The following is a 17,608-nucleotide window of genomic DNA, read 5'->3' as shown; positions in this document are numbered from 1 at the left end:
GTAGGGGACAGGGGAGCGGCGGGGTTCAACGCACCAAGCTAGGTGCGGCGCCCACGTCCACGCTTGTATGATTCTGCAGATGCAGAGCCACTTGTTGATGGGCGGAGGGAGATCTCTGTACGTCGGCCGCTTCCACGAGCTGCCCAGGCATCGGTTCGCCGCCAACGCCGTTCTCGTGGGGCTCGATGATGCGTTCGACCTCATCGACGGTGACGGCCGCGTCGAGCACCACGAAGCCGCCTTCGTGCGCGGGTGGCAGTGGCATGCGCTCGACTTTCATGGTGGACGCGCGGCCGTGCTGTTTCTGGAGCCCGGCGCGGGCCTCAGCCGTCAGGTGGACGCAGGCGCGTTGCGCGCGGCGGTCGAAACCGCCCTTGTCTCGCGAAGGCCCGAACCCTGGACCGAACTCTTCCAGAACGCCTTGAATCTGGGCCCCTGTCCGCTGACGGTCGACGCACGCATCGCTCGCATCGCCGCGTTTCTTTCCACACCCACTGACAAACCCTCCGATGCGATGACCATGGCGCGGCGGGTGGGGGTCTCCACGTCCCTCGTCGAACACCGATTCAGGGAACAGTTCGGCGTCCCGTTGGGTGCCTTTCGCGCCTGGCACCGGATGCAAGCGGCCACCGCGCTCGCGCTCAGAGGCCGAAGCCTCACCGAGGTCGCGCACGCCGCGGGCTTCTGCGATTCGGCCCATTTCTCCCGACTGTTCAGCAGGATGTTCGGCTTGCCGCCCTCGAAGGTCTTCACCCATGGTCTCTCGGGCACCGTCTTCGACGCACGCGGACCCCGCTGAGCGTCACGGTCGATGTCCGAATCTTCATTCCGGCATCCACCGCGCGATGTCAGTATGTCCTCCGCGCCCCAATCGTTTCAGCGACTGACGCGGCCAGGAGGCCAGCAACCCACCTCCAGGGACTGTGGCTCATGGAGGAAGTGATGCGACGGCTTGGAATGGTGCTGGGGCTCCTGGGGTGCGTGGGATGCGCGACCCTCACGCGAGGTATCGACACCCAGTACAACCCGGAGACGGGTCGGTACGAGACGCCCACGCACGAGCTCGTCTATCAGGTGCCCGTCGAGGACGCGCTGATGACGGTCCGATACCTCCTGGAGAAGGACCACTACGACGTGATGGAGAAGGAGGGGGGACTGGAGCTGTTCTCCTCCTTCATTCCGGAGGTCATCCCCCCCGAGCGCTACTACATCAAGGGAGAGCGGCTCGGGCCCCGGCAGGCGCTCGTTCGAGTCTTTCGCCTCAGGTATTCGGCGGAGGGGGGCGCCTCCAGCGCGGAGGTCTCCGGTCGGACCCGCGACCAGGTCTCCGTGCCCGCCATGTCGGAGGCCTTCAACAACATCCCGGGGCTGGAGGGCTACCGGCCGGCGCACGGCTACCGCGACATGAGCGTCGAGCAGAAGCTCCTGGAGCGGCTGGAGATGGCCCCCGCGCTGGAGCTGGTGGATGGCAATCCCCCTGTTCCCCTCCGCTCGGTGGTGATGGAGAGCGCGGGCGAGGAGGGTGGGGCCCCCGTCGCCGCCATCGCTCCCGCGTGTGGTGCCCCCGTGGAGGGCGCCTCGTCCTTGTTCGCGGCGGGAGGTGTCCTGCTCGTGGCGGACCCGCTGGGCACGCAGGAGGTGCCGTCCGCGGCGCTGCGGATGTTGTGCGAGGCCACGGCCCAGGCGCTGCCGGTGACGCTGGCGCTGTCCATTCCCGTCTCCGAGCAGCCGCTCCTCGAGCGCTACCTCGCCAGCGACGGCGCTTCATCGGCCGTTCAGGATCTCCTCTCGGGGAGCGCCTTCTGGCGCCGGGCCTACCAGGACGGGCGCAGCAGCCGCGCCATGCTGTGGCTCGTCGAACAGGCCCGCCGCTTGCGCGTCTCCGGAAAGGACGTGGCCGTGGCCGCCATCGACGCCGACAGGGCCCAGGGCAATGAACGCGAGGCGCAGATGGCCCAGCACCTGCTGAACGCCCAGGCGAAGCGCCCCCAGTCCTGGACGCTGGTGCTCGCGGGCAGCGTCCATGCTCGCACCACGGAGGTGAACTGGGATGGCGACTTCGAGCCCATGGGCGTTCGCGTGGCGCGCGCCCTGTCTTCTTCGGTGCGTGCCCTGGACGTGGGCTTCCAGCGCGGCACCCAGTTCGTCTGCCGCTACGACGTCTGGGACGAGGACGTGGAGTGCAACGTCTTCGGCATCAGCCCGACGCTCGAGGCACGGCAGGCCTCCACGCAGGCCGCGGGCCTGAAGCTCTTCACCTCCCAGCAGCCCCACGGCTTCCACGGCCGGCTCTACCTGGGCGCGCTGACCGCATCACCGCCCGGGCTCCAGGCGCCGCGCCAGCCCACTCCGGTCAACCCCGTGCCCGCCACGAAGTGATTCCGCCGCGGGCGAACAGGGGGGCGCGAGGCTCGATGAGCCGTCCGAGTAACGGCCTGCTTATCGAGAAGTGGGTGACGAGCGGACTCGGTGTCGAGGCCGCTCGGGCGCCGTCACAGCGGCGTATTGACTGAGACTCCCTCGCGGCCGGACGCCCACTCGCGCAAGTACGTGTTGAGTTCCCCGAAGAATGACACCGACACCAGGTCCGCCACTGCGAAGAGTTCGCGGAGCAGCGAACCGACATGGTTGTTATGTGTTTCGGCCGCGTCGGCGTCGACGTACTCCTCGATGATTGAAAAATGACCGGGCTTCTGCGTGGTGAACCACTGATAGCGCAGCGTTCCCGGCTCGGTCGCGGCGACGGAGGCCAAGGCCCGCGCCACTCGCAGGAACTCAGTCTCCCCGTCGGTCCGTGCTCTGAACTCGCATAGAACCACAAGACTCATACGATGCTCCTACGAAGGCCGTGCCTGGAGGGTCGGTTTTCGGTGTGCCACGCGGCGGGCTCGAAGTCGTTTGATAACGTGCTGCATGCCGCGATGGCGAGCAGAAGTTGCGCGCCTGGGTACACGGTCAAGAGGTCTTCCTGGCAGTGCGCTACCGCGGCGCATGTCAGGGCTTCAGTCTCGATCCGGCGCCCCGAGGGGAAAGTTCGGCCTGAAACACCGCGCCTCGTCCACCGCCCGGGCGAAGGACGGGCGGGCAAGCAACCGGGCCCGGTAGGCGCGCAGCAGGGGGAAGGCCTCGGAAATCGGATGCGTCCAGTCCGCGTAGAAGAGCGAGGGGGCGGCCGCGCAGTCCGCGAGCGTGAAGTCCGCACCGGCGGCCCAGGTCGTGCCGCCAATCCGTCCTTCGAGCCACGCGTAGGCGAGCTCCAGCTTTTGCGCGGCAAAGGCCAGGCCTTCCTGGCGCTTCACCGAATCACCCGTCAGTGCACCATCTACCGCGCGCTGCACCGGAGTCATGACGTGCAGGTCGAAGAAGCGGTCGAGGAAGCGCACGTCCAACGCGGCCATCGGCTCCGAGGGGAGCAGTCGCACCGGCCCGGGATGCACGAGCTGCAGGTACTCGATGATGACGCTGGTCTCGACGATGTTGCGCTCGCCGTCCACCAGCAGCGGGAACTTGCGCAGCGGCCAACGTTGAAGCCACTCGGCCGAGTGCTGCGGCGTATCCGGCCCGAGGCTGCGGAAATCGAAGGGCGTACCGTTCTCGTACAGCGAGATGATCACTTTCTGCGTGTACGAGGAGAAGCAATGACCATAGAGCGCGAGCGACATCGTGAGGCCTCCGAGAACCAGTTGCATACTGCAATGGGTTGATTTCTGCCCGAGGCACTTGCAGATTGCAAGTGGTGACTTCAGGAGACTCGCTGTGCCCCACACGAAACGATCCGGCTGTCCGATCAACCTCACACTCGAACAGCTGGGCGACCGCTGGAGTCTGATCGTCATCCGCGACGTCATGTTCGGGAACAGGTGCACCTACGGCGAGCTGCTCGCGCAGAGCGAGGAGGGCATCGCGTCGAACATCCTCGCGGACCGGCTGAAGCGGCTGACCGCGTCCGGCCTGCTGACGCGACGAAGCGCTCCGGAACACAGGCAGAAGGGGATCTACAACCTCACGGAACCGGCCATCCAGCTCGTGCCCCTGCTCGCGCAGATGGGGGCCTGGGGCCGCCGGCATACCCGGCCGAGCAAGGAGTTGTCGGTCCGCGCGGAACTGTTGGAGAAGGGCGGCCCGCCTCTGTGGAATGCGTTCATGGAGGAGCTGCGCCACCTGCATCTGGGTGCGGCCCGCCCAGTTCGCTCGGTGTTCGGTGAACTCCAGGCCGCCTACGAAAAGGCCTGCGCGCGCCGCGGCGGCGCGACCCACGCTGACGAGCCTTGAGCGAGGTTGGCGGGCGTGCAGACAGCCTGAGCGCGAATCCCACTCTCCGGTTCAGGAGGGATTTGGGTCCGTGCCTCCGGCGGGAGGGGCCGGGCGCTTCAATGCGCGCGCCTTGCCCAGCGCCTTTTTCGCCAGCATCAGGAAGCCGAGCCCCAGGCCGGCCTGCACGAGGAGGGAGCCGCTACCGCCTCCGAACACGAGTCGCTCGAGCACGCGCAGCACGGAGAGGGTTCCCAGCGCGCCGAGCAGCGTGACCAGCAGGTACCAGAAGATCGCCATCCTTCAACGATAGGTCGGCGCCAGGATGCAGCGCCAGAAACAGCGCTCGAGGGGGGCTGCGGGCGACATGGGCGCCGGTGAGCGCCGTGCTCCCGGAACCGCCTGGTCACCCATGGCTCGGCGAGCGAATTTCGGGTAGGCATCACCCGGAGTGGATGAACCGCCTCGGGCGGCGGCCCTGGGGGCTCCGTCAGGCGCGTGGTCGCGATGGGGGACCTCACGTTGAAAGAGCATATGAGACGGATGGCGATGGCGAAGGGGCTCGTGGGCGCTGTCGTATGTGGATGGCTGCTGGCTGCCTGTGGGGGGAATGGCAACGGGCTGCCTGACGGCTCGACGCCGACGGATTCTGGGACGCACACCGAGCGGGATTCCGGCACACCGGAGCAGAAGGACGCGGGCCTCGGGGACGCAGGGCCTCTGGAGGACACCTCGCCTCCCGACGCGCCGATGCTCATCGGGACCGCGCCCGCCTCTCCCGCCAATGCCAACGTGCTGCACATCCTGGCCAGGACCGAGCCCGGGGCGCGCGTGCGCCTCTTCACCGTCGCGGGCTGCTCCGGCGCCATTGTCGGCGAGGGCACCGCGGACGCCGAAGGACATGTCTCCATTCCCGTGAGCGTGTTGGACGACGCATGGGCATCCTTCCATGGGCTGGCCATCGACCGGGCCGGGAACGTCTCCGCGTGTTCTGCTCAAGGCGTGACCTACCGCGAGGACAGCACTCCGCCTGAGCTCTCGGGCCTCCGGCTGTCGCCCTCGGAAGCCGCCAACGACAACACGCCGCGCCTCATTGGCAGCACGGAGTCGGGAGCCACCGTCCGGCTCTACTTCGATGGAACCTGCTCAGGCACGCCCATCGACAGCCAGGTGGCGGACGCGGCCGGCACGTTCTCCGTTCGCATGTCCGTCCCTGATGACACCGTCACGGCCACCTACGTGACCACCTCCGATGCGGCGGGCAACTCCGCGGCCTGCACCGTGGGCCCCAGCTACCGCGAGGACAGCACGCCGCCCGCGACTCCAGCGCTCGCCACCACCCCCGTTGCTCCCGCCAACCACAACGTTCCGGTCCTCCAGGTCACCACCGAGCCGGGGGCTGCGGTGCGCATCTTCGCGGGCGCGACGTGCCTTGGAGAGGAGTTCGCCTCGCGCACCGCCGACAACCAGGGGCAGGTCTCTCTGTCGCTCTCCGTGGCCGACAACAGCACGTCGGCCTATGTGGCCCAGGCCACGGATGCGGTCGGGAACGTCTCCGCCTGCTCCGCGGCACTGACGTTCGTCGAGGACAGCACGGCGCCCTCCGAGCTGGCCGCCACGGTGATGGACGGCCTTGCCGGCGCGGAGCTCGAGTATCAGAACAGCAACACGCGCGTCGCGGCTCGCTGGTCCGGCTTCACCGACTCCGTGGGCATCCGGCGCTACGAACTCGCCGTGACGTCCACCGCGGGGTGCCCCGGCAATGCAAGCAGCATCCAGGATGTGGGCGCCACTTCGTCCGCGGAGCTCACGGTGCTCACCCTGGCCGAGCAGCGCTACTCCAGTTGTGTGCGTGCCGTGGATGCCGCTGGGAACACTTCGGGCTGGAAGATGTCGAATGGCTTCATCGTGGACGTCACGCCGCCGCGCGTGGTGTCCGCCACGCCCGCCGCGTCTTCGGTCACGGCCTCGCCCTGGACCGCCATCGAGGTGTCGTTCAGCGAGACGACCCTCGACACCGCCAGCGCGCCGCCGACCTCGTTCCACGTCACGGCAAACGGGATGGAGTTGTCCGGAGGCGCGGTGAGCTGCGCGGCGGGAAAGTGCACGCTGACGCTGACGCTGACGCAGCGGCCGGCCTTCGGTGCGCAGGTGAGCGTCGCCCTCAACGGGGTGAAAGACCTCGCTGGCAACGTGATGACGCCCTCCCACGCCTGGGACTACTCGGTCCGTGCGGCCCAGTGGAGCGCCCCGCTGCTCATCTCGAGCAACTCGAACCGCAAGGTCCCTTCCCCCGTGCTCACGATGGACTCCGCTGGCGTGGCGACGGTCCTGTATGCCAACGAGGGGCTCCGGGCGCGGCGCCACAAGCCAGGCGCGGCCTGGGAGGCGGACCAGGTCGTGGGGACGGGGACCATCGACACTTCACTTCCCAAACCGGGCGCGCTCACGACCCTGTCCAACGGCACCCCTCTTGCCGTGGTGGAGGCGTTGCCGACGGGGGATTTCAGCGCCCGCAGGGCCTACGGCATCCTCGCCACGGGCTCCGACAGCACCGTCCAGAGCTGGAGTGTGCCGCGATTGCTTGGCGCGAACACGGGGCTGAAGGTGATGGCCCCCCGCGTGGTGACAGCTCCCAATCAGGGGGCACTCGCTGCCTGGGTCGAGGAGAATTCCACGCAGTCCTTCCTGTGGGTGCAGCCGTACGCCGGGAGTTCGGGCTGGGGCACGCCGGTCCTCGTGCGCACCCTCGACGACTCGAACTGGGACTATTCGGTGGACGGCTATGACGTCGGGGTGGATTCGCGCGGGAACGGGGTGTTGGCGTGGTCGGATATCAACGGCCCTCTCCAGTACTCGCGCCAGGGAGCAGGGGGCTGGAGCGTGCCGGCGCGTGGCGAAAGCATCGGAGGCCGCTATCCTCAAATGGCCCTGAACCCGGATGGGACAGGCCTTGCCGTCTGGATTCGCTGGCACCTCGACAACTACCGGCTGTACGCGAACTCCTTCAGTCTCAATTCTGGCTTCAGCGACGAGGAGGTGCCCCTCCACTCGCAGGGGAGCGTCAATGGTGAGCCGCGGGTGGGCGCGGACGCGAACGGCAATGCGTTTGTCGTCTGGAGCCAGAATGGCCCCGGCTCCCAGTGGGGGCTGTGGTGTGCTCGTTACGTGAAGGGCTCGGGCTGGCAGCCGCTCCAGCAACTCGCGACGGACTACGGAGGGGGCAAGGCCCTCCACGTCTCACCCTCGGGCACGGCCACGGTTGTCTATGGCCGCACCGAGGGCTCGGTCACGGCCGTCTGGGCTCGACGCTTCGTGCCCGGCTCGGGCTGGTCCTCCGCCCAGCGGCTCGATTTCGCCACCGTGAAGGGGTACCTCGGGAATATCGAGGTGGCAACCAGCCCGCTCGGCAACGCCGTCGTCGTCTGGCCTCGCCAGGACCTGGACGCGGGCACCGATACCCTGCTCTCGGCCGTCTTCGAGTAGGCCCGCCTGGGTGCTTGCCTCTTGCCCCAGGACGCCCCGGGGCGGGGGACTTGTGGTGAACATGGGTTCCTCTGGCAGGAGAAGGTCTGACGAGGACTCAGCGCCGGCGGGAGGTGCCCGGCTTCCGCGTGCGTGCCGGGCGCCGAACGCCGGACGCCCGCGCCTCGAGCACCTTCGCTTCGGCGAGCAACCACTGACGCAAGGGGCCCAACCGCTCGGCGTGGCGTGGCGTGTCCGGGTAGACGAGGTGATACGCGAAGCCCTCCAGCTCCGGCCCGAATGGCTGCACGAGCGCCCCGCTGGCCAGCTCCTCCGCCACGAGCACGAGGCTGACGAGCGCGATGCCCTGCCCCGCGACAGCCGCCTGGATGGCGTGAGACTCGTCGGAGAATCGCAGCTCGCCGTTCGGGGCGCGGTACCGTCCGCCCGCGCTGGCGAACCACCGGTTCCAGGTCGGAGTCGCATCCTCGACGTGGTGCCACTCGAAGTGGATGAGTGGATGGTGGCCGAGGTCCTCCCGTCCGCGCACCCCCAAGCGCGGACTGCACACAGGCGCGAAGCGGTCCTGAAACAGCAACTCCGAGCGCAGCCCCGCATGCGCCCCCCGGCCATAGCGGATGGCCAGGTCCACTCCTCCCGCCCGCAAGTCCACGGTCTCATCGGAGGCATGAAGCCGCAGGTCCAGGCCAGGGCACGCGGCCCGGAACGCGGGCACGCGCGGCACCAACCACTTCGACGTGAAGGCGACCGTGGACGAGAGCGTGAGGAGCTCCTGGGCGGAGGGCGTCCTGAGCGCTTCGACCCCACGGACCATGGTGTCAAAGCCCTCCCTCAGCGACGGGAAGAGCTCCGCCCCCTCTTTCGTCAGGACCACGCGACGGATGTGCCGTTCGAAGAGCCGCAGCCCCAGCCACTCCTCCAGCTGACGGACCTGGTGGCTGATGGCAGTGGGGGTCACCGCGAGTTCGTCCGCGGCGTTCTTGAAGCTGAGATGCCGTGCGGCCGCCTCGAAGGCCCGAAGCGCCGACAGCGGTGGGAGGTCCCTCATGAAGCACCCATGGATGAATCAGGCTCAGCCATCGCCTGAGGAATACGCGTTTGTCAGGGGAGTGACCAGCCTCTATCTCTCTTCGTGTCCGGTCCGCGCCATGGATGAGCGCGACTCAACCGGAACCCTATTGGAGACACCCCATGGTCAAAATCCTTCATCTCGATTCGAGCGCTCGCCCGGGTGGGTCCGAGCAGGTGCCTCATGGCTCACATACGCGCCGGCTGTCCTCCCGCTTCGTCGCGCGCTGGCGGGCAAGCCGTCCGGGCGACACGGTCGTCTACCGGGACGTCGGGCAGGCACCTCCCACTCCCGTGACGGGACGGTGGATTCACGCGGCGTTCACTGCTCCCGCGAAGCGGGAACCGTGGATGACGGACGTGCTCGCGGAGAGCGACGCGCTGGTGGATGAGCTGCTCGACGCGGACCTCATCGTCGCGGGCGTGCCCATGTACAACTTCAACGTGCCGGCGCAGTTCAAGGCGTACATCGACAACATCATCCGAGTGGGCCGCACCTTCGGGTTCGACCGCTCACGGCCCGGCGAGCCCTACTGGCCCCTGCTGACCGAAGCGCGCAAGAAGCTCGTCATCCTGAGCTCGCGCGGCGACTTCGGCTATGGCCGCGGCGAACGACTCGAGGCCATGAACCATGTCGAGCCGAGCATCCGCACCGCGTTCGGCTACATCGGCATCACGGACATGGACTCCGTGGCGGTCGAATACGACGAGTATGGCGGTGAGCGGCTCGAGCGCTCCATCGCCCACGCGGAGGAACAAGTCGATGTCCTCGTGGCCCGGCTGCTGCGCCTCGCACAGTGACGGAGGTTCGCCGGGCTTCCGCATCGAGTCCGGCGGGACCATTCACAGGCCCCGCCGTCTCGATGCCTCTGCTCACAACGCGAGGAAGTTCGCGGTCAAGAAGGCGGAGTACCAGTTGATGGGCGTGATTCCGTTGGTCGTGTAGTCGGCCGTATGATTGTTGGTGGTGAGCTGCCAGTGGGTCAAATCCCACGGAGACCAACCGATCCACACGTCGCTGTTGTTGTTCATGAACGTGAGCGCGTTCGTAATCTGGGGCTGCGCGAAAGACTCGTGGATTCCTATCCCCATCTCGGACAGGAACAGCTTCTTGCCGTGGGTTCTCGCCCAGTGGGTGACCGCCGTGAGCTGAGCGCCGTAGGACGACTCATCGTTGCTGCCGTAGCCTTCCGGGTAATACGAATGCATGTCGAAGGCGTAGTTGTTGGCGCTGTCCGTGATGGAGAGGGCCGCGACCGAGTCGAGCGGACCTCCACCCGGAGCCCAGGTGTGCCAGTGCCCCACGTCCGATGCGCGCGTGTTGGGAACCAGGATCAACTGGGTTGAACCCGTCGCGCGCACGGCGTTCATGACCGTCTGAATCCCTGAGAACCAGGTGGTCGACGTCATCGGGAGATCATGCGGCTCGTTCATGAGGTTCAGGATGACCTTGGGGTTCGTCTTCACCAGATTCGCGAGCTTCGTCCAGACGTCGGTGAGATGGTTCACAGTCAGCGTCCCGTCTCCGATGACGCGTTGGACGTAGTTCCCCGTCTGATTTCCCGCGCCATCGAACGCGCCCGTCGCATAACGATTGTAGTTGTGCAGGTCGAGCACAAGGGTGAAGCCCTGGGCCGTCGCCAGGTTGATGTAATTCATCATGCCGTTCGAATACGCCGTATTCAGCGGGCCCAGGAGCGTGTGCTGGAGGCGCTCCCAGGAGATTGGCAGGCGAATCAGGTTGAAGCCCTTACCCTTGTAGTATGCGAGCTCCGCGGTGATCTGGGTCGACGACGGCATCTCGTAAAAGGTCTGGCCGGTCCAGCCGCCCCAGTCGTTGCCGTACTCCATCCCGGCGCGGTTGATTCCGCGATAGGCCACGCCGGTGGGATAGGTCTTCCCCAGGCCGGTCGGCGGATTCGTGGTGTCATTCTCCAGGACGATTCCGTCGACCCCGTAGACCACCGCCGTGGCGCTCTGGATGGTGAGCTTGTTGAAGGTCGTCAACGCTCCCTTGAGCGCACTCATCGGGATTCTGACGCGCGTCCAGTGCCCCGGCGGCAGGGAACCCAGGCTCGGATTCGCATAGGCGCTGATGGCGACACCCGCATTCCCGTCGACACCCTCCTGGCTCACGATGACCTTGAGGGCCTGGATGGCCGTGAGGTTTGAAGTGCCCGGGTTGATGGCGAAGCTCACGGCGACGTGGTTGGCGACCGGAAGGCTGGCTCCGACCGCGCCCAAGGCCAGGGCACTGTTGGCTGGCGCCGTCACCTTCATGGACGTGGTGCCATAGGCCCTGCTGGCCGTGTCGGGTGCGAGCGTGGTGCCGCCCCAGCTGTAGCCGGTGCTCCAACCGGACGCGACCGCATCGTTATACAGGACCGTCATGGTGGAGGTGTCGAGCGCGGGCAGCTGCGGAATCTCGATGGCGATGCCATCGATGCCGTAGTTGACCGCGGTCTGCGCCATGAGCGTGAGCTTGTTGAAGGTGGTCAGCGAGCCCTTGAGCGCGCTCATCGGGATGGTGACGCGAGTCCATTCACCCGCGCCCAGGGCGTCGAAGCTCGGGCTGGCGTAGTTGCCGATGGCGACGCCCCCGTTTCCATCGACGCCCTCCTGGCTCACGATGAGCTTGAGGTTCTTGATTGCCGTCAGGTTCGCGGTGCCCCGATGGATGGCGAAGCTCACCGCCGTGTAGGTATTTGTCGAGAACGACTGACCGTCAGCTCCCAGCGCAAGGGCGCTGTCGGCGGCGGAGGTGACCTGCATCGACGAAGCGCCGTAGGCCTTGATGCTCGTCGTCGAACCATGGGAGACGTTGCCCCAACTGTAGCCGGCATCCCAACCTGGCGTGACGGCATCGTCATACAACACCGTCTGGTAGGAGGTGTTCAGCGCAGGCAGGAGCAACAGCCTGTCCGTGCTCGAAGCGGGTGCTTCCATCAGCAGGTCGCTTGCGGTCAGGCCCGCTTCTTCGCTCGAAGGCGGAGCACATGCAGCGCCAAGGGTGAAGATACTTCCCAGAAGAACGTACAAACACTTTCGCGAAACCGATGGTCGTCCCATGCAGGCCCCCTGGAGTTGGCGCATGATTTAACGACCACCGCTTCAGCGGCAACTGCTCGTTCCATTTGATGACAACTATTGCGCTCCGATGGGCTCAACCTGACGAACGCGTTCACATCGTCGTAGTTGTCGCCGGCCATGCGGCGGGGCCGTGTTCCTGTCCGTGTGTAAAAGGCGAGCAGGAGCGAAGGAGGAAGAGGGACGCCACTCGGTCGGAGGTCAACCCAAGAGGGTCTTCCTTTGGCGAGGAGGCCGAGGCGTTCCCCGCCGAACCAGGACCCTCACGGTCGTATGATTCGTGAGGCCCCGCGTCGTTCAGCGCGTCTGGTAGACGGCGAGCGCCTCGGCCTCGATGCGCTTGATCCAGGCGTTCTTGCAATCGCTGTAGGCGTGCGAGTCGTTTGGATGAAGGCGCTGACATCGCGCCTTCTCGTCGTCGTATTCGCGGGCGACGCTCGGCCGTTCACGCAGGTAGTCGCGGAACGCGAGGTGCCGAGAGATCTCCCGAGAGCCGTCGGCATAGCAGTGGAGTTGGACGAGGCGCTCTCGGGTCCTCGGGTCGTCCTTCGTGCAGTAGCGCCGGCCTGGGAGACCGAGCTCTCCCCACACCGCATAGCCGAGCGCCTGGAGCACGCCCTGGTGCTTGTCGAGCTCGTCCACCGACGTGACCACGGGGATGAGGTCGAGGATGGGCTTCGCGGAGATGCCAGGGATGGCCGTCGAGCCGACGTGATGGACCCGCAGAACGACGGGGCCTAGCGCGTCCGCGAGGGACCTGGCCTCCGCGGCGGCGGCTTCTGCCCAGCGCGGGTCATGGGGAACCAAGGTGACTTGAATCGGTGGAGGCACGTTGTTCTCCTACTCGCGGCTCGTGGTCGTCGACGCGAGCTCCCCAACGAAGAAGATGTCGTCGGGGACGGGCCTCTTCCCTGTGTATCCGTCTGATGCTCTCAGCGCGCGCGTACGGTGCAGGAGGTCTTGATGTAGTCCACATCATCGTAATAGGCACAGGAGAAGTACACATCGAGCCGGGCGGTCGCGGTGCAGTCCTGGCGCCCGGTCTGGGCGGTGAGGTCTGTGTCCAGGTTCACGCAGTCGCAACCCTTGCAGCTCTCCTTCTTGTTCAGACACATGTGGGTCGTCTCCGCCGTGACGATGGTCGCGCAGTATTGCGTGGCGCGCTTGCAACTGGTGTCGCCACACTCCAGGGTCTCTGGGAATGACTGGGTGTCATCGTCCCCATCGTCTTTGTTCGAGCCGCCACAGCCCACCACCAGCATGGAGAGAAGCACCAGGTACCGCGTCGTCGCCTTCATGTCGTCGCCCCGAGGAGTCATGGGGGGCATGAACGCCCCCTCCTGACGGGAAGAGACAGGCCGGGCGAAACCGTTGCATGAAAACGACCGTGCCCCTCCCGGCGAGAGGTGCAGAGGGGCACGCCGAGGGCACAGGTGGAACCGGGGGCCAAGGAAAAGCCCAGCAACTCCTTGAGGTTGCGGGGCTTGCCAGGTTGCCCCGACGGGATTCGAACCCGAGGAGCCGGTCCGAGGAGCACGGCACGGGGGTTCTGGTGTTTCATCTCACGCGCCGTGCCTCCCCACTCCGAACCCCGAGTCTCCATGATGGCAAGCAAGGCATGCTGGGTCCTCTTCGCCGCCCTCTGTCTGGCCGTGGGCCTCTATCCCGGCAGCTACTTCCTCGCGGCCTCGAACTTCGGAATCCGTGGCTTGAAGAGCAGCGCGCTCCTGGCCGACCCCGTCTGGAACGCGGCCTTCTACACGCACATCGCCCTGGGAGGACTCGCGCTGGCCATCGGCTGGACCCAGTTCGTCGAGAGACTGCGACTCAAGCGCCCAGGCGCACACCGGCTCCTTGGAAAGCTCTACGTCGGAGCGGCCCTCCTGAGCGGGCTCTCAGGGGCCTACGTCGGCTTCTTCGCCACCGGTGGCGTCATCGCCGCGTCGGGCTTCGTCAGCCTGGGCCTCGTCTGGCTCTATACGACGGTCTCCGCCTATCGGCTCATCAGGAGCCGGCGCATCGAGGAGCACCGGCTCATGATGACCTACAGCTATGCCGCCTGCTTCGGGGCGGTCACGCTGAGGCTCTGGATGCCCATCCTGATTCCCACCCTGGGCGACTTCATGTCGGCCTATAGAACCGTCGCCTGGCTCTGCTGGGTCCCCAACCTCGGCGTGGCCTACCTCATCTCGCGCAGACGGCTCCAGGCGCGCGAGCTCGTGGCTTCGTGAAGTGATCCCCTGTTCAGACGGTGCGCGACGCAACAGGTCGAAATTGGCAAGGCCATACAGCCGAAGCTTGAGCGTCATGAGCGGGCCCTCGCATGAAGGCGTGCGGCGACCGGTCGGGAAGGTGGGCTTGCATTCCCGCTATTCTGTGGTACTAAGTACCGGTAGTCAGTATCACTGAGTAGTTCGAGGAGCGGTTCGTGGGCAAGCAGATGACGGAGATGCTCAAGGGCACGCTGGAGGGCATCGTCCTGGCGATCCTGTCCGCGCGGTCGGCGTACGGGTACGAAATCACGGTGCGGTTGCGGGAGATGGGCTTCACCGACATCGCCGAGGGCACCGTCTATGCGCTGCTCGTCCGGTTCGAGCTGCGCGGCCTGGTGGACGTGGAGAAGGTCCCGTCCGAGAAGGGGCCGCCGCGGAAGGTGTATTCACTCAACGAGCAGGGACAGGCCTATCTCGAGGAGTTCTGGCGGACGTGGAGCTTCCTCACCGAACGGCTCGAACAACTCCATAAAGGAGGCGGATGACATGTTCATCTCAATGCTTATCTCGAAGGTGATCGGCGACAAAAGGCAATGGCGACAGTACAAGGCACGCGCGAAACAACTTCCCCCGAGCTATCGCACGGCGGTCGAAGCCCTGGAGCGCTACCTGATGTACTTTGGAACGGGGGGTGACGGGACCGCGATTTATGTGGACCTCGTCGACCTGTTTGAACAGAGCGCGGCGAACCGGACTCCCGTCCGCCAGATTGTCGGGGAAGACCCCGTGGAGTTCATCGAGACCTTCGTCCTGAACTATCCGAGGGGACAGTGGATTGTCCGGGAGCGGGAACGGCTGACCGACGCCATCGCGCGCGCCGCGGAAGAAGAGGCGAAGGGCGCTTGATGGCAATACAGCACGTCATCCACGTGCTGCGTTTGTAACGATTTCCTCGCCGCTGCCAGCGCACCCACGCCGAGCGAGAAGGCCGTCGAGCCCGTGCTCGGACAGGCATTGGCGTCATCACGACTCACCGCGCGCTCGAAACACAAGCAGCAACGGATTTGCGACGTCAGCTCGCGAAGCACGACTCCATGCGTCGTGTCGCGGCGCTGCGCAAGCAATGCGTTTCAGACCCTCTCGAAAGGAAGTGCGTCATGTTGGACACGACAAGCGGAACCGTAGTGCAGGGGCACGTCGAGGATGGCTGGGGGAAAGTGGCCGATGTCTTCCGGGCGAACTTCGAGGGGACCCCTGGCGAGGTCGGCGCGGCATGCTGCGTCTACGTGGACGGCCGTCCCGTCGTCGACCTGTGGGGCGGCCTCGCGGAGCGCGAGGCGAAGCGTCCGTGGAACAAGGACACCATCGCGTTGGTCGCATCCACGACCAAGGGGGCTACGGCGATCTGCGCCCATCTGCTGGCACAGCGCGGCGAGCTCGATCTGGACGCTCCGGTGGTCAAGTACTGGCCGGAGTTCGGCGCCGCCGGCAAGGAGCATATCCCGGTGCGCTGGCTGCTCTCACACCAGGCCGGTCTGCCGGTCGTCGATGGTCCGCTGACCTTCGAGGACGCCTGCGCCTGGCATCCGGTCATCCGGGCGCTCGAGGCGCAGAAGCCGGAGTGGCCGCCGGGCACCGAGCACGTCTACCACGGCATGACCTTCGGGTTCCTGGTCGGGGAGGTCGTGCGGAGGATCACCGGCAAGTCGCTCGGCACCTTCTTCGCGGACGAGGTCGCCGCCCCGCTCGGGCTGAGCGCGTGGATTGGGCTGCCCGAAGAGCAAGAGGGAAGGGTGGCGCGGGTCGAGTACGCCGCTCCGTTCACGATGGAGGAGTTGACCGCCGGGATGATCGAGACCACCGGCCTCGATAGAAACACGGTCATCGCCTGGATGAGCGCAGTGTGGGGGCCGGGCTCCGTGCAAGAACGGGCCGGGCAGCTCGGCGGCGCTTTCGACCACACCAGCGGCTACATGAACACGCGTGCCTTCCGCGCCGCTGAGTTCCCCTTCGGGAACATGTTCTCGGACGCTCACTCGCTGGCGCGGATGTATGCGGCCACGGTGAGCGAGGTCGACGGCGTGCGGCTGCTGAATCCGGCGACGGTCGAAAAGATGACCGTCGTCCACACCGACAAGACGAAGATGAACGGGCTGCCGCCAGGACTGGACGTCCCGGCCAACCGCTCCTTCTACATGTCACTCGGGTTCTGGCGGGCCTGCCCGCCGATGCCCCTTGTCGGTCCCGGGTCGTTCGGTCACCCCGGCTCCGGTGGCTCGGTGGGCTTCGCCGACCCCGATGCGGGTGTCGGCTTCGGTTACGTCATGAACCACTGGTCATTCCGGATTGGCGAACCGCGAGCGTCGAACCTGGCCGCGGCGGTCACGGCCTGCCTCGGGTCTCGACGTTGAGGCGCGGCTCGATTCGCCAGCGAGCCTTGTCCTGGCGCCGCGCCAGTGTCCTCCGTGGCCAGCCAGACGCGAACCGGCTCAAGCCGTTTGCGCGAGCGAATCAGGCGGAGCCGATGTTCGCCACGGTGTCCAACGCCCTGACCGTATCGTCCGGCAGCCTGAGTTCAGCGGCGGCGAGGTTCTCCCTCAGGTGCGCGATGGACGCGGTGCCGGGGATCAAGAGGATGTTGGGCGAGCGACGCAGGAGCCATGCGAGCGCGACCTGCATGGGCGTGGCGGCGAGGCGCGCGGCGACCTCGGACAAGGTCGATGACTGCAGCGGGGTGAAGCCGCCGAGCGGGAAGAATGGCACATAGGCGATGCCATCGCGGGCGAGTTCGTCAATCAGCGCATCGTCTCCTCGATGCGCCAGATTGTATTGGTTCTGTACACAGACAATGTCGCAGATACTCCGCCCTTCCGCGACCTGCGTGCGCGTGACATTGCTCAAGCCGATGTGACGAATCAGGCCTTGCTTCTGGAGGTCCGCGAGCACGCGGAGCGGCGCCTCCAGCGAACCCTCCTCGGGGTGATGCACGCTGAACATGCAGCGAAGGTTGACCACGGCGAGCTGCTCCAGCCCCAGATTGCGGAGGTTGTCGTGGACCGCCTGGGTCAGCTCTTCGCGCGAGAAGGCAGGGAGCCAGGACCCATCCGTGCCCCGCAGGGCGCCGACCTTGGTGACGAGGGTGAGCTCATCGCGATAGGGGTGCAGCGCTTCCCGGATCAACTGGTTGGTGATGTGCGGGCCATAGAAGTCACTGGTGTCGATGTGGTCGACTCCGCGAGCGACTGCCTCACGAAGCACGGCAAGGGCCGCATCCCGGTCCTTCGGCGGGCCGAACACACCGGGCCCCGCGAGTTGCATGGCGCCATAACCGAGCCGCCTCACGCGGCGGTCGCCAAGGCTGAACGTTCCGACCTGACTGATGCTGGACATGCGCACTCCTTTGAAGATGAGACAGAGATAGGTCGTCGCCGGGCTGGAGAGAATCAGGTACAATCCGCACGGGCTGTGCGGAATGGCGAACAATGAAAGTCGACCTGGGTGAT

The 17,608-nt window shown here is 66.3% G+C and carries 17 protein-coding genes; 9 read left to right on the top strand and 8 right to left on the bottom strand.

The features are described from left to right. Positions 1-67 precede the first annotated feature (67 nt). Complete coding sequence (locus FJV41_RS09570; protein ID WP_141642126.1) at positions 68-799, top strand: AraC family transcriptional regulator; 732 nt, start codon at positions 68-70, stop codon at positions 797-799. Positions 800-942: 143 nt separating this feature from the next. Next, positions 943-2,379, top strand: a complete 1,437-nt coding sequence (locus FJV41_RS09565) for a hypothetical protein (RefSeq protein ID WP_181790523.1) — start codon at positions 943-945, stop codon at positions 2,377-2,379. Between the two features lie 113 nt (positions 2,380-2,492). On the opposite strand, the gene FJV41_RS09560 is transcribed toward FJV41_RS09565, so the two are convergent. Both FJV41_RS09560 and FJV41_RS09555 read right to left on the bottom strand, forming a co-directional pair. Beyond that, positions 2,493-2,828 carry a putative quinol monooxygenase gene (locus FJV41_RS09560; RefSeq protein ID WP_141642124.1) on the bottom strand — a complete coding sequence of 112 codons (336 nt, stop codon included), beginning with the start codon at positions 2,826-2,828 and terminating at the stop codon, positions 2,493-2,495. 174 nt (positions 2,829-3,002) lie between these two features. Continuing rightward, a complete protein-coding gene (locus FJV41_RS09555) occupies positions 3,003-3,662 on the bottom strand; it encodes a glutathione S-transferase family protein (protein ID WP_141642123.1) in 660 nt (219 codons plus the stop codon). 94 nt (positions 3,663-3,756) lie between these two features. Here FJV41_RS09555 and FJV41_RS09550 point away from each other — a divergent pair, with 94 nt between their 5' ends. Continuing rightward, on the top strand, positions 3,757-4,272 hold the full coding sequence (locus FJV41_RS09550) for a winged helix-turn-helix transcriptional regulator (protein WP_141642122.1): 516 nt from the start codon (positions 3,757-3,759) through the stop codon (positions 4,270-4,272). A 51-nt stretch (positions 4,273-4,323) separates the two neighbouring features. Here the strand turns inward: FJV41_RS09550 and FJV41_RS09545 are convergent, their stop codons facing one another. Beyond that, a complete protein-coding gene (locus FJV41_RS09545) occupies positions 4,324-4,551 on the bottom strand; it encodes a hypothetical protein (protein ID WP_141642121.1) in 228 nt (75 codons plus the stop codon). A gap of 249 nt (positions 4,552-4,800) precedes the next feature. Here FJV41_RS09545 and FJV41_RS09540 point away from each other — a divergent pair, with 249 nt between their 5' ends. Continuing rightward, positions 4,801-7,737 carry an Ig-like domain-containing protein gene (locus FJV41_RS09540; protein WP_220137843.1) on the top strand — a complete coding sequence of 979 codons (2,937 nt, stop codon included), beginning with the start codon at positions 4,801-4,803 and terminating at the stop codon, positions 7,735-7,737. A gap of 97 nt (positions 7,738-7,834) precedes the next feature. On the opposite strand, the gene gcvA is transcribed toward FJV41_RS09540, so the two are convergent. Then, positions 7,835-8,785 carry a transcriptional regulator GcvA gene (gene gcvA, locus FJV41_RS09535; protein WP_141642119.1) on the bottom strand — a complete coding sequence of 317 codons (951 nt, stop codon included), beginning with the start codon at positions 8,783-8,785 and terminating at the stop codon, positions 7,835-7,837. A gap of 143 nt (positions 8,786-8,928) precedes the next feature. Here gcvA and FJV41_RS09530 point away from each other — a divergent pair, with 143 nt between their 5' ends. Continuing rightward, complete coding sequence (locus FJV41_RS09530) at positions 8,929-9,606, top strand: FMN-dependent NADH-azoreductase (protein WP_141642118.1); 678 nt, start codon at positions 8,929-8,931, stop codon at positions 9,604-9,606. Positions 9,607-9,678: 72 nt separating this feature from the next. Here FJV41_RS09530 and FJV41_RS09525 read toward each other — a convergent pair whose 3' ends face one another. The 3 genes from FJV41_RS09525 to FJV41_RS09515 all read right to left on the bottom strand — a co-directional run bounded on the left by FJV41_RS09525 (position 9,679) and on the right by FJV41_RS09515 (position 13,220). Then, a complete protein-coding gene (locus tag FJV41_RS09525) occupies positions 9,679-11,751 on the bottom strand; it encodes a glycoside hydrolase family 5 protein (protein WP_181790519.1) in 2,073 nt (690 codons plus the stop codon). Between the two features lie 438 nt (positions 11,752-12,189). Then, entirely contained in the window at positions 12,190-12,723 is a 534-nt protein-coding gene (locus FJV41_RS09520; RefSeq protein WP_141642116.1) for a GrpB family protein, read from the bottom strand. A gap of 101 nt (positions 12,724-12,824) precedes the next feature. After that, positions 12,825-13,220, bottom strand: coding sequence for a hypothetical protein (locus tag FJV41_RS09515; protein ID WP_141642115.1), 396 nt, complete (start codon positions 13,218-13,220; stop codon positions 12,825-12,827). A gap of 273 nt (positions 13,221-13,493) precedes the next feature. On the opposite strand from FJV41_RS09515, the gene FJV41_RS09510 reads away from it, so the two are divergent. From FJV41_RS09510 to FJV41_RS09495, 4 genes are all read left to right on the top strand, one after another. Then, positions 13,494-14,123, top strand: coding sequence for a DUF2306 domain-containing protein (locus tag FJV41_RS09510; RefSeq protein WP_246137112.1), 630 nt, complete (start codon positions 13,494-13,496; stop codon positions 14,121-14,123). A 197-nt stretch (positions 14,124-14,320) separates the two neighbouring features. Next, the gene (locus tag FJV41_RS09505; protein WP_141642114.1) at positions 14,321-14,650 is read left to right on the top strand and encodes a PadR family transcriptional regulator; all 330 of its coding nucleotides are present in this window, start codon (positions 14,321-14,323) and stop codon (positions 14,648-14,650) included. A gap of 1 nt (position 14,651) precedes the next feature. Beyond that, complete coding sequence (locus FJV41_RS09500) at positions 14,652-15,011, top strand: DUF1048 domain-containing protein (RefSeq protein ID WP_141642113.1); 360 nt, start codon at positions 14,652-14,654, stop codon at positions 15,009-15,011. 251 nt (positions 15,012-15,262) lie between these two features. Then, a complete protein-coding gene (locus FJV41_RS09495) occupies positions 15,263-16,516 on the top strand; it encodes a serine hydrolase domain-containing protein (RefSeq protein ID WP_141642112.1) in 1,254 nt (417 codons plus the stop codon). 100 nt (positions 16,517-16,616) lie between these two features. Here FJV41_RS09495 and FJV41_RS09490 read toward each other — a convergent pair whose 3' ends face one another. Then, positions 16,617-17,588, bottom strand: a complete 972-nt coding sequence (locus FJV41_RS09490; RefSeq protein ID WP_281291390.1) for an aldo/keto reductase family oxidoreductase — start codon at positions 17,586-17,588, stop codon at positions 16,617-16,619. Positions 17,589-17,608: the final 20 nt, after the last annotated feature.

The sequence above is a fragment of the Myxococcus llanfairpwllgwyngyllgogerychwyrndrobwllllantysiliogogogochensis genome, assembly GCF_006636215.1.
In the GTDB taxonomy this organism is placed as follows: domain Bacteria; phylum Myxococcota; class Myxococcia; order Myxococcales; family Myxococcaceae; genus Myxococcus; species Myxococcus llanfairpwllgwyngyllgogerychwyrndrobwllllantysiliogogogochensis.
The sequence above is the reverse complement of the archived record's forward strand: the minus strand, read 5'-3'. Positions and strand labels throughout refer to the sequence as shown.

What these genes read in the sequence shown, in the direction of transcription:
- FJV41_RS09570 (WP_141642126.1), top strand. Translation starts at nt 68, where the DNA reads ATGATTCTGCAGATGCAGAGCCACTTGTTGATGGGCGGAGGGAGATCT.
- FJV41_RS09565 (WP_181790523.1), top strand. Translation starts at nt 943, where the DNA reads ATGCGACGGCTTGGAATGGTGCTGGGGCTCCTGGGGTGCGTGGGATGC.
- FJV41_RS09560 (WP_141642124.1), bottom strand. Translation starts at nt 2,828, where the DNA reads ATGAGTCTTGTGGTTCTATGCGAGTTCAGAGCACGGACCGACGGGGAG.
- FJV41_RS09555 (WP_141642123.1), bottom strand. Translation starts at nt 3,662, where the DNA reads ATGTCGCTCGCGCTCTATGGTCATTGCTTCTCCTCGTACACGCAGAAA.
- FJV41_RS09545 (WP_141642121.1), bottom strand. Translation starts at nt 4,551, where the DNA reads ATGGCGATCTTCTGGTACCTGCTGGTCACGCTGCTCGGCGCGCTGGGA.
- FJV41_RS09540 (WP_220137843.1), top strand. Translation starts at nt 4,801, where the DNA reads ATGGCGAAGGGGCTCGTGGGCGCTGTCGTATGTGGATGGCTGCTGGCT.
- gcvA (WP_141642119.1), bottom strand. Translation starts at nt 8,785, where the DNA reads ATGAGGGACCTCCCACCGCTGTCGGCGCTTCGGGCCTTCGAGGCGGCC.
- FJV41_RS09530 (WP_141642118.1), top strand. Translation starts at nt 8,929, where the DNA reads ATGGTCAAAATCCTTCATCTCGATTCGAGCGCTCGCCCGGGTGGGTCC.
- FJV41_RS09525 (WP_181790519.1), bottom strand. Translation starts at nt 11,751, where the DNA reads ATGGAAGCACCCGCTTCGAGCACGGACAGGCTGTTGCTCCTGCCTGCG.
- FJV41_RS09515 (WP_141642115.1), bottom strand. Translation starts at nt 13,220, where the DNA reads ATGCCCCCCATGACTCCTCGGGGCGACGACATGAAGGCGACGACGCGG.
- FJV41_RS09510 (WP_246137112.1), top strand. Translation starts at nt 13,494, where the DNA reads ATGATGGCAAGCAAGGCATGCTGGGTCCTCTTCGCCGCCCTCTGTCTG.
- FJV41_RS09500 (WP_141642113.1), top strand. Translation starts at nt 14,652, where the DNA reads ATGTTCATCTCAATGCTTATCTCGAAGGTGATCGGCGACAAAAGGCAA.
- FJV41_RS09495 (WP_141642112.1), top strand. Translation starts at nt 15,263, where the DNA reads ATGTTGGACACGACAAGCGGAACCGTAGTGCAGGGGCACGTCGAGGAT.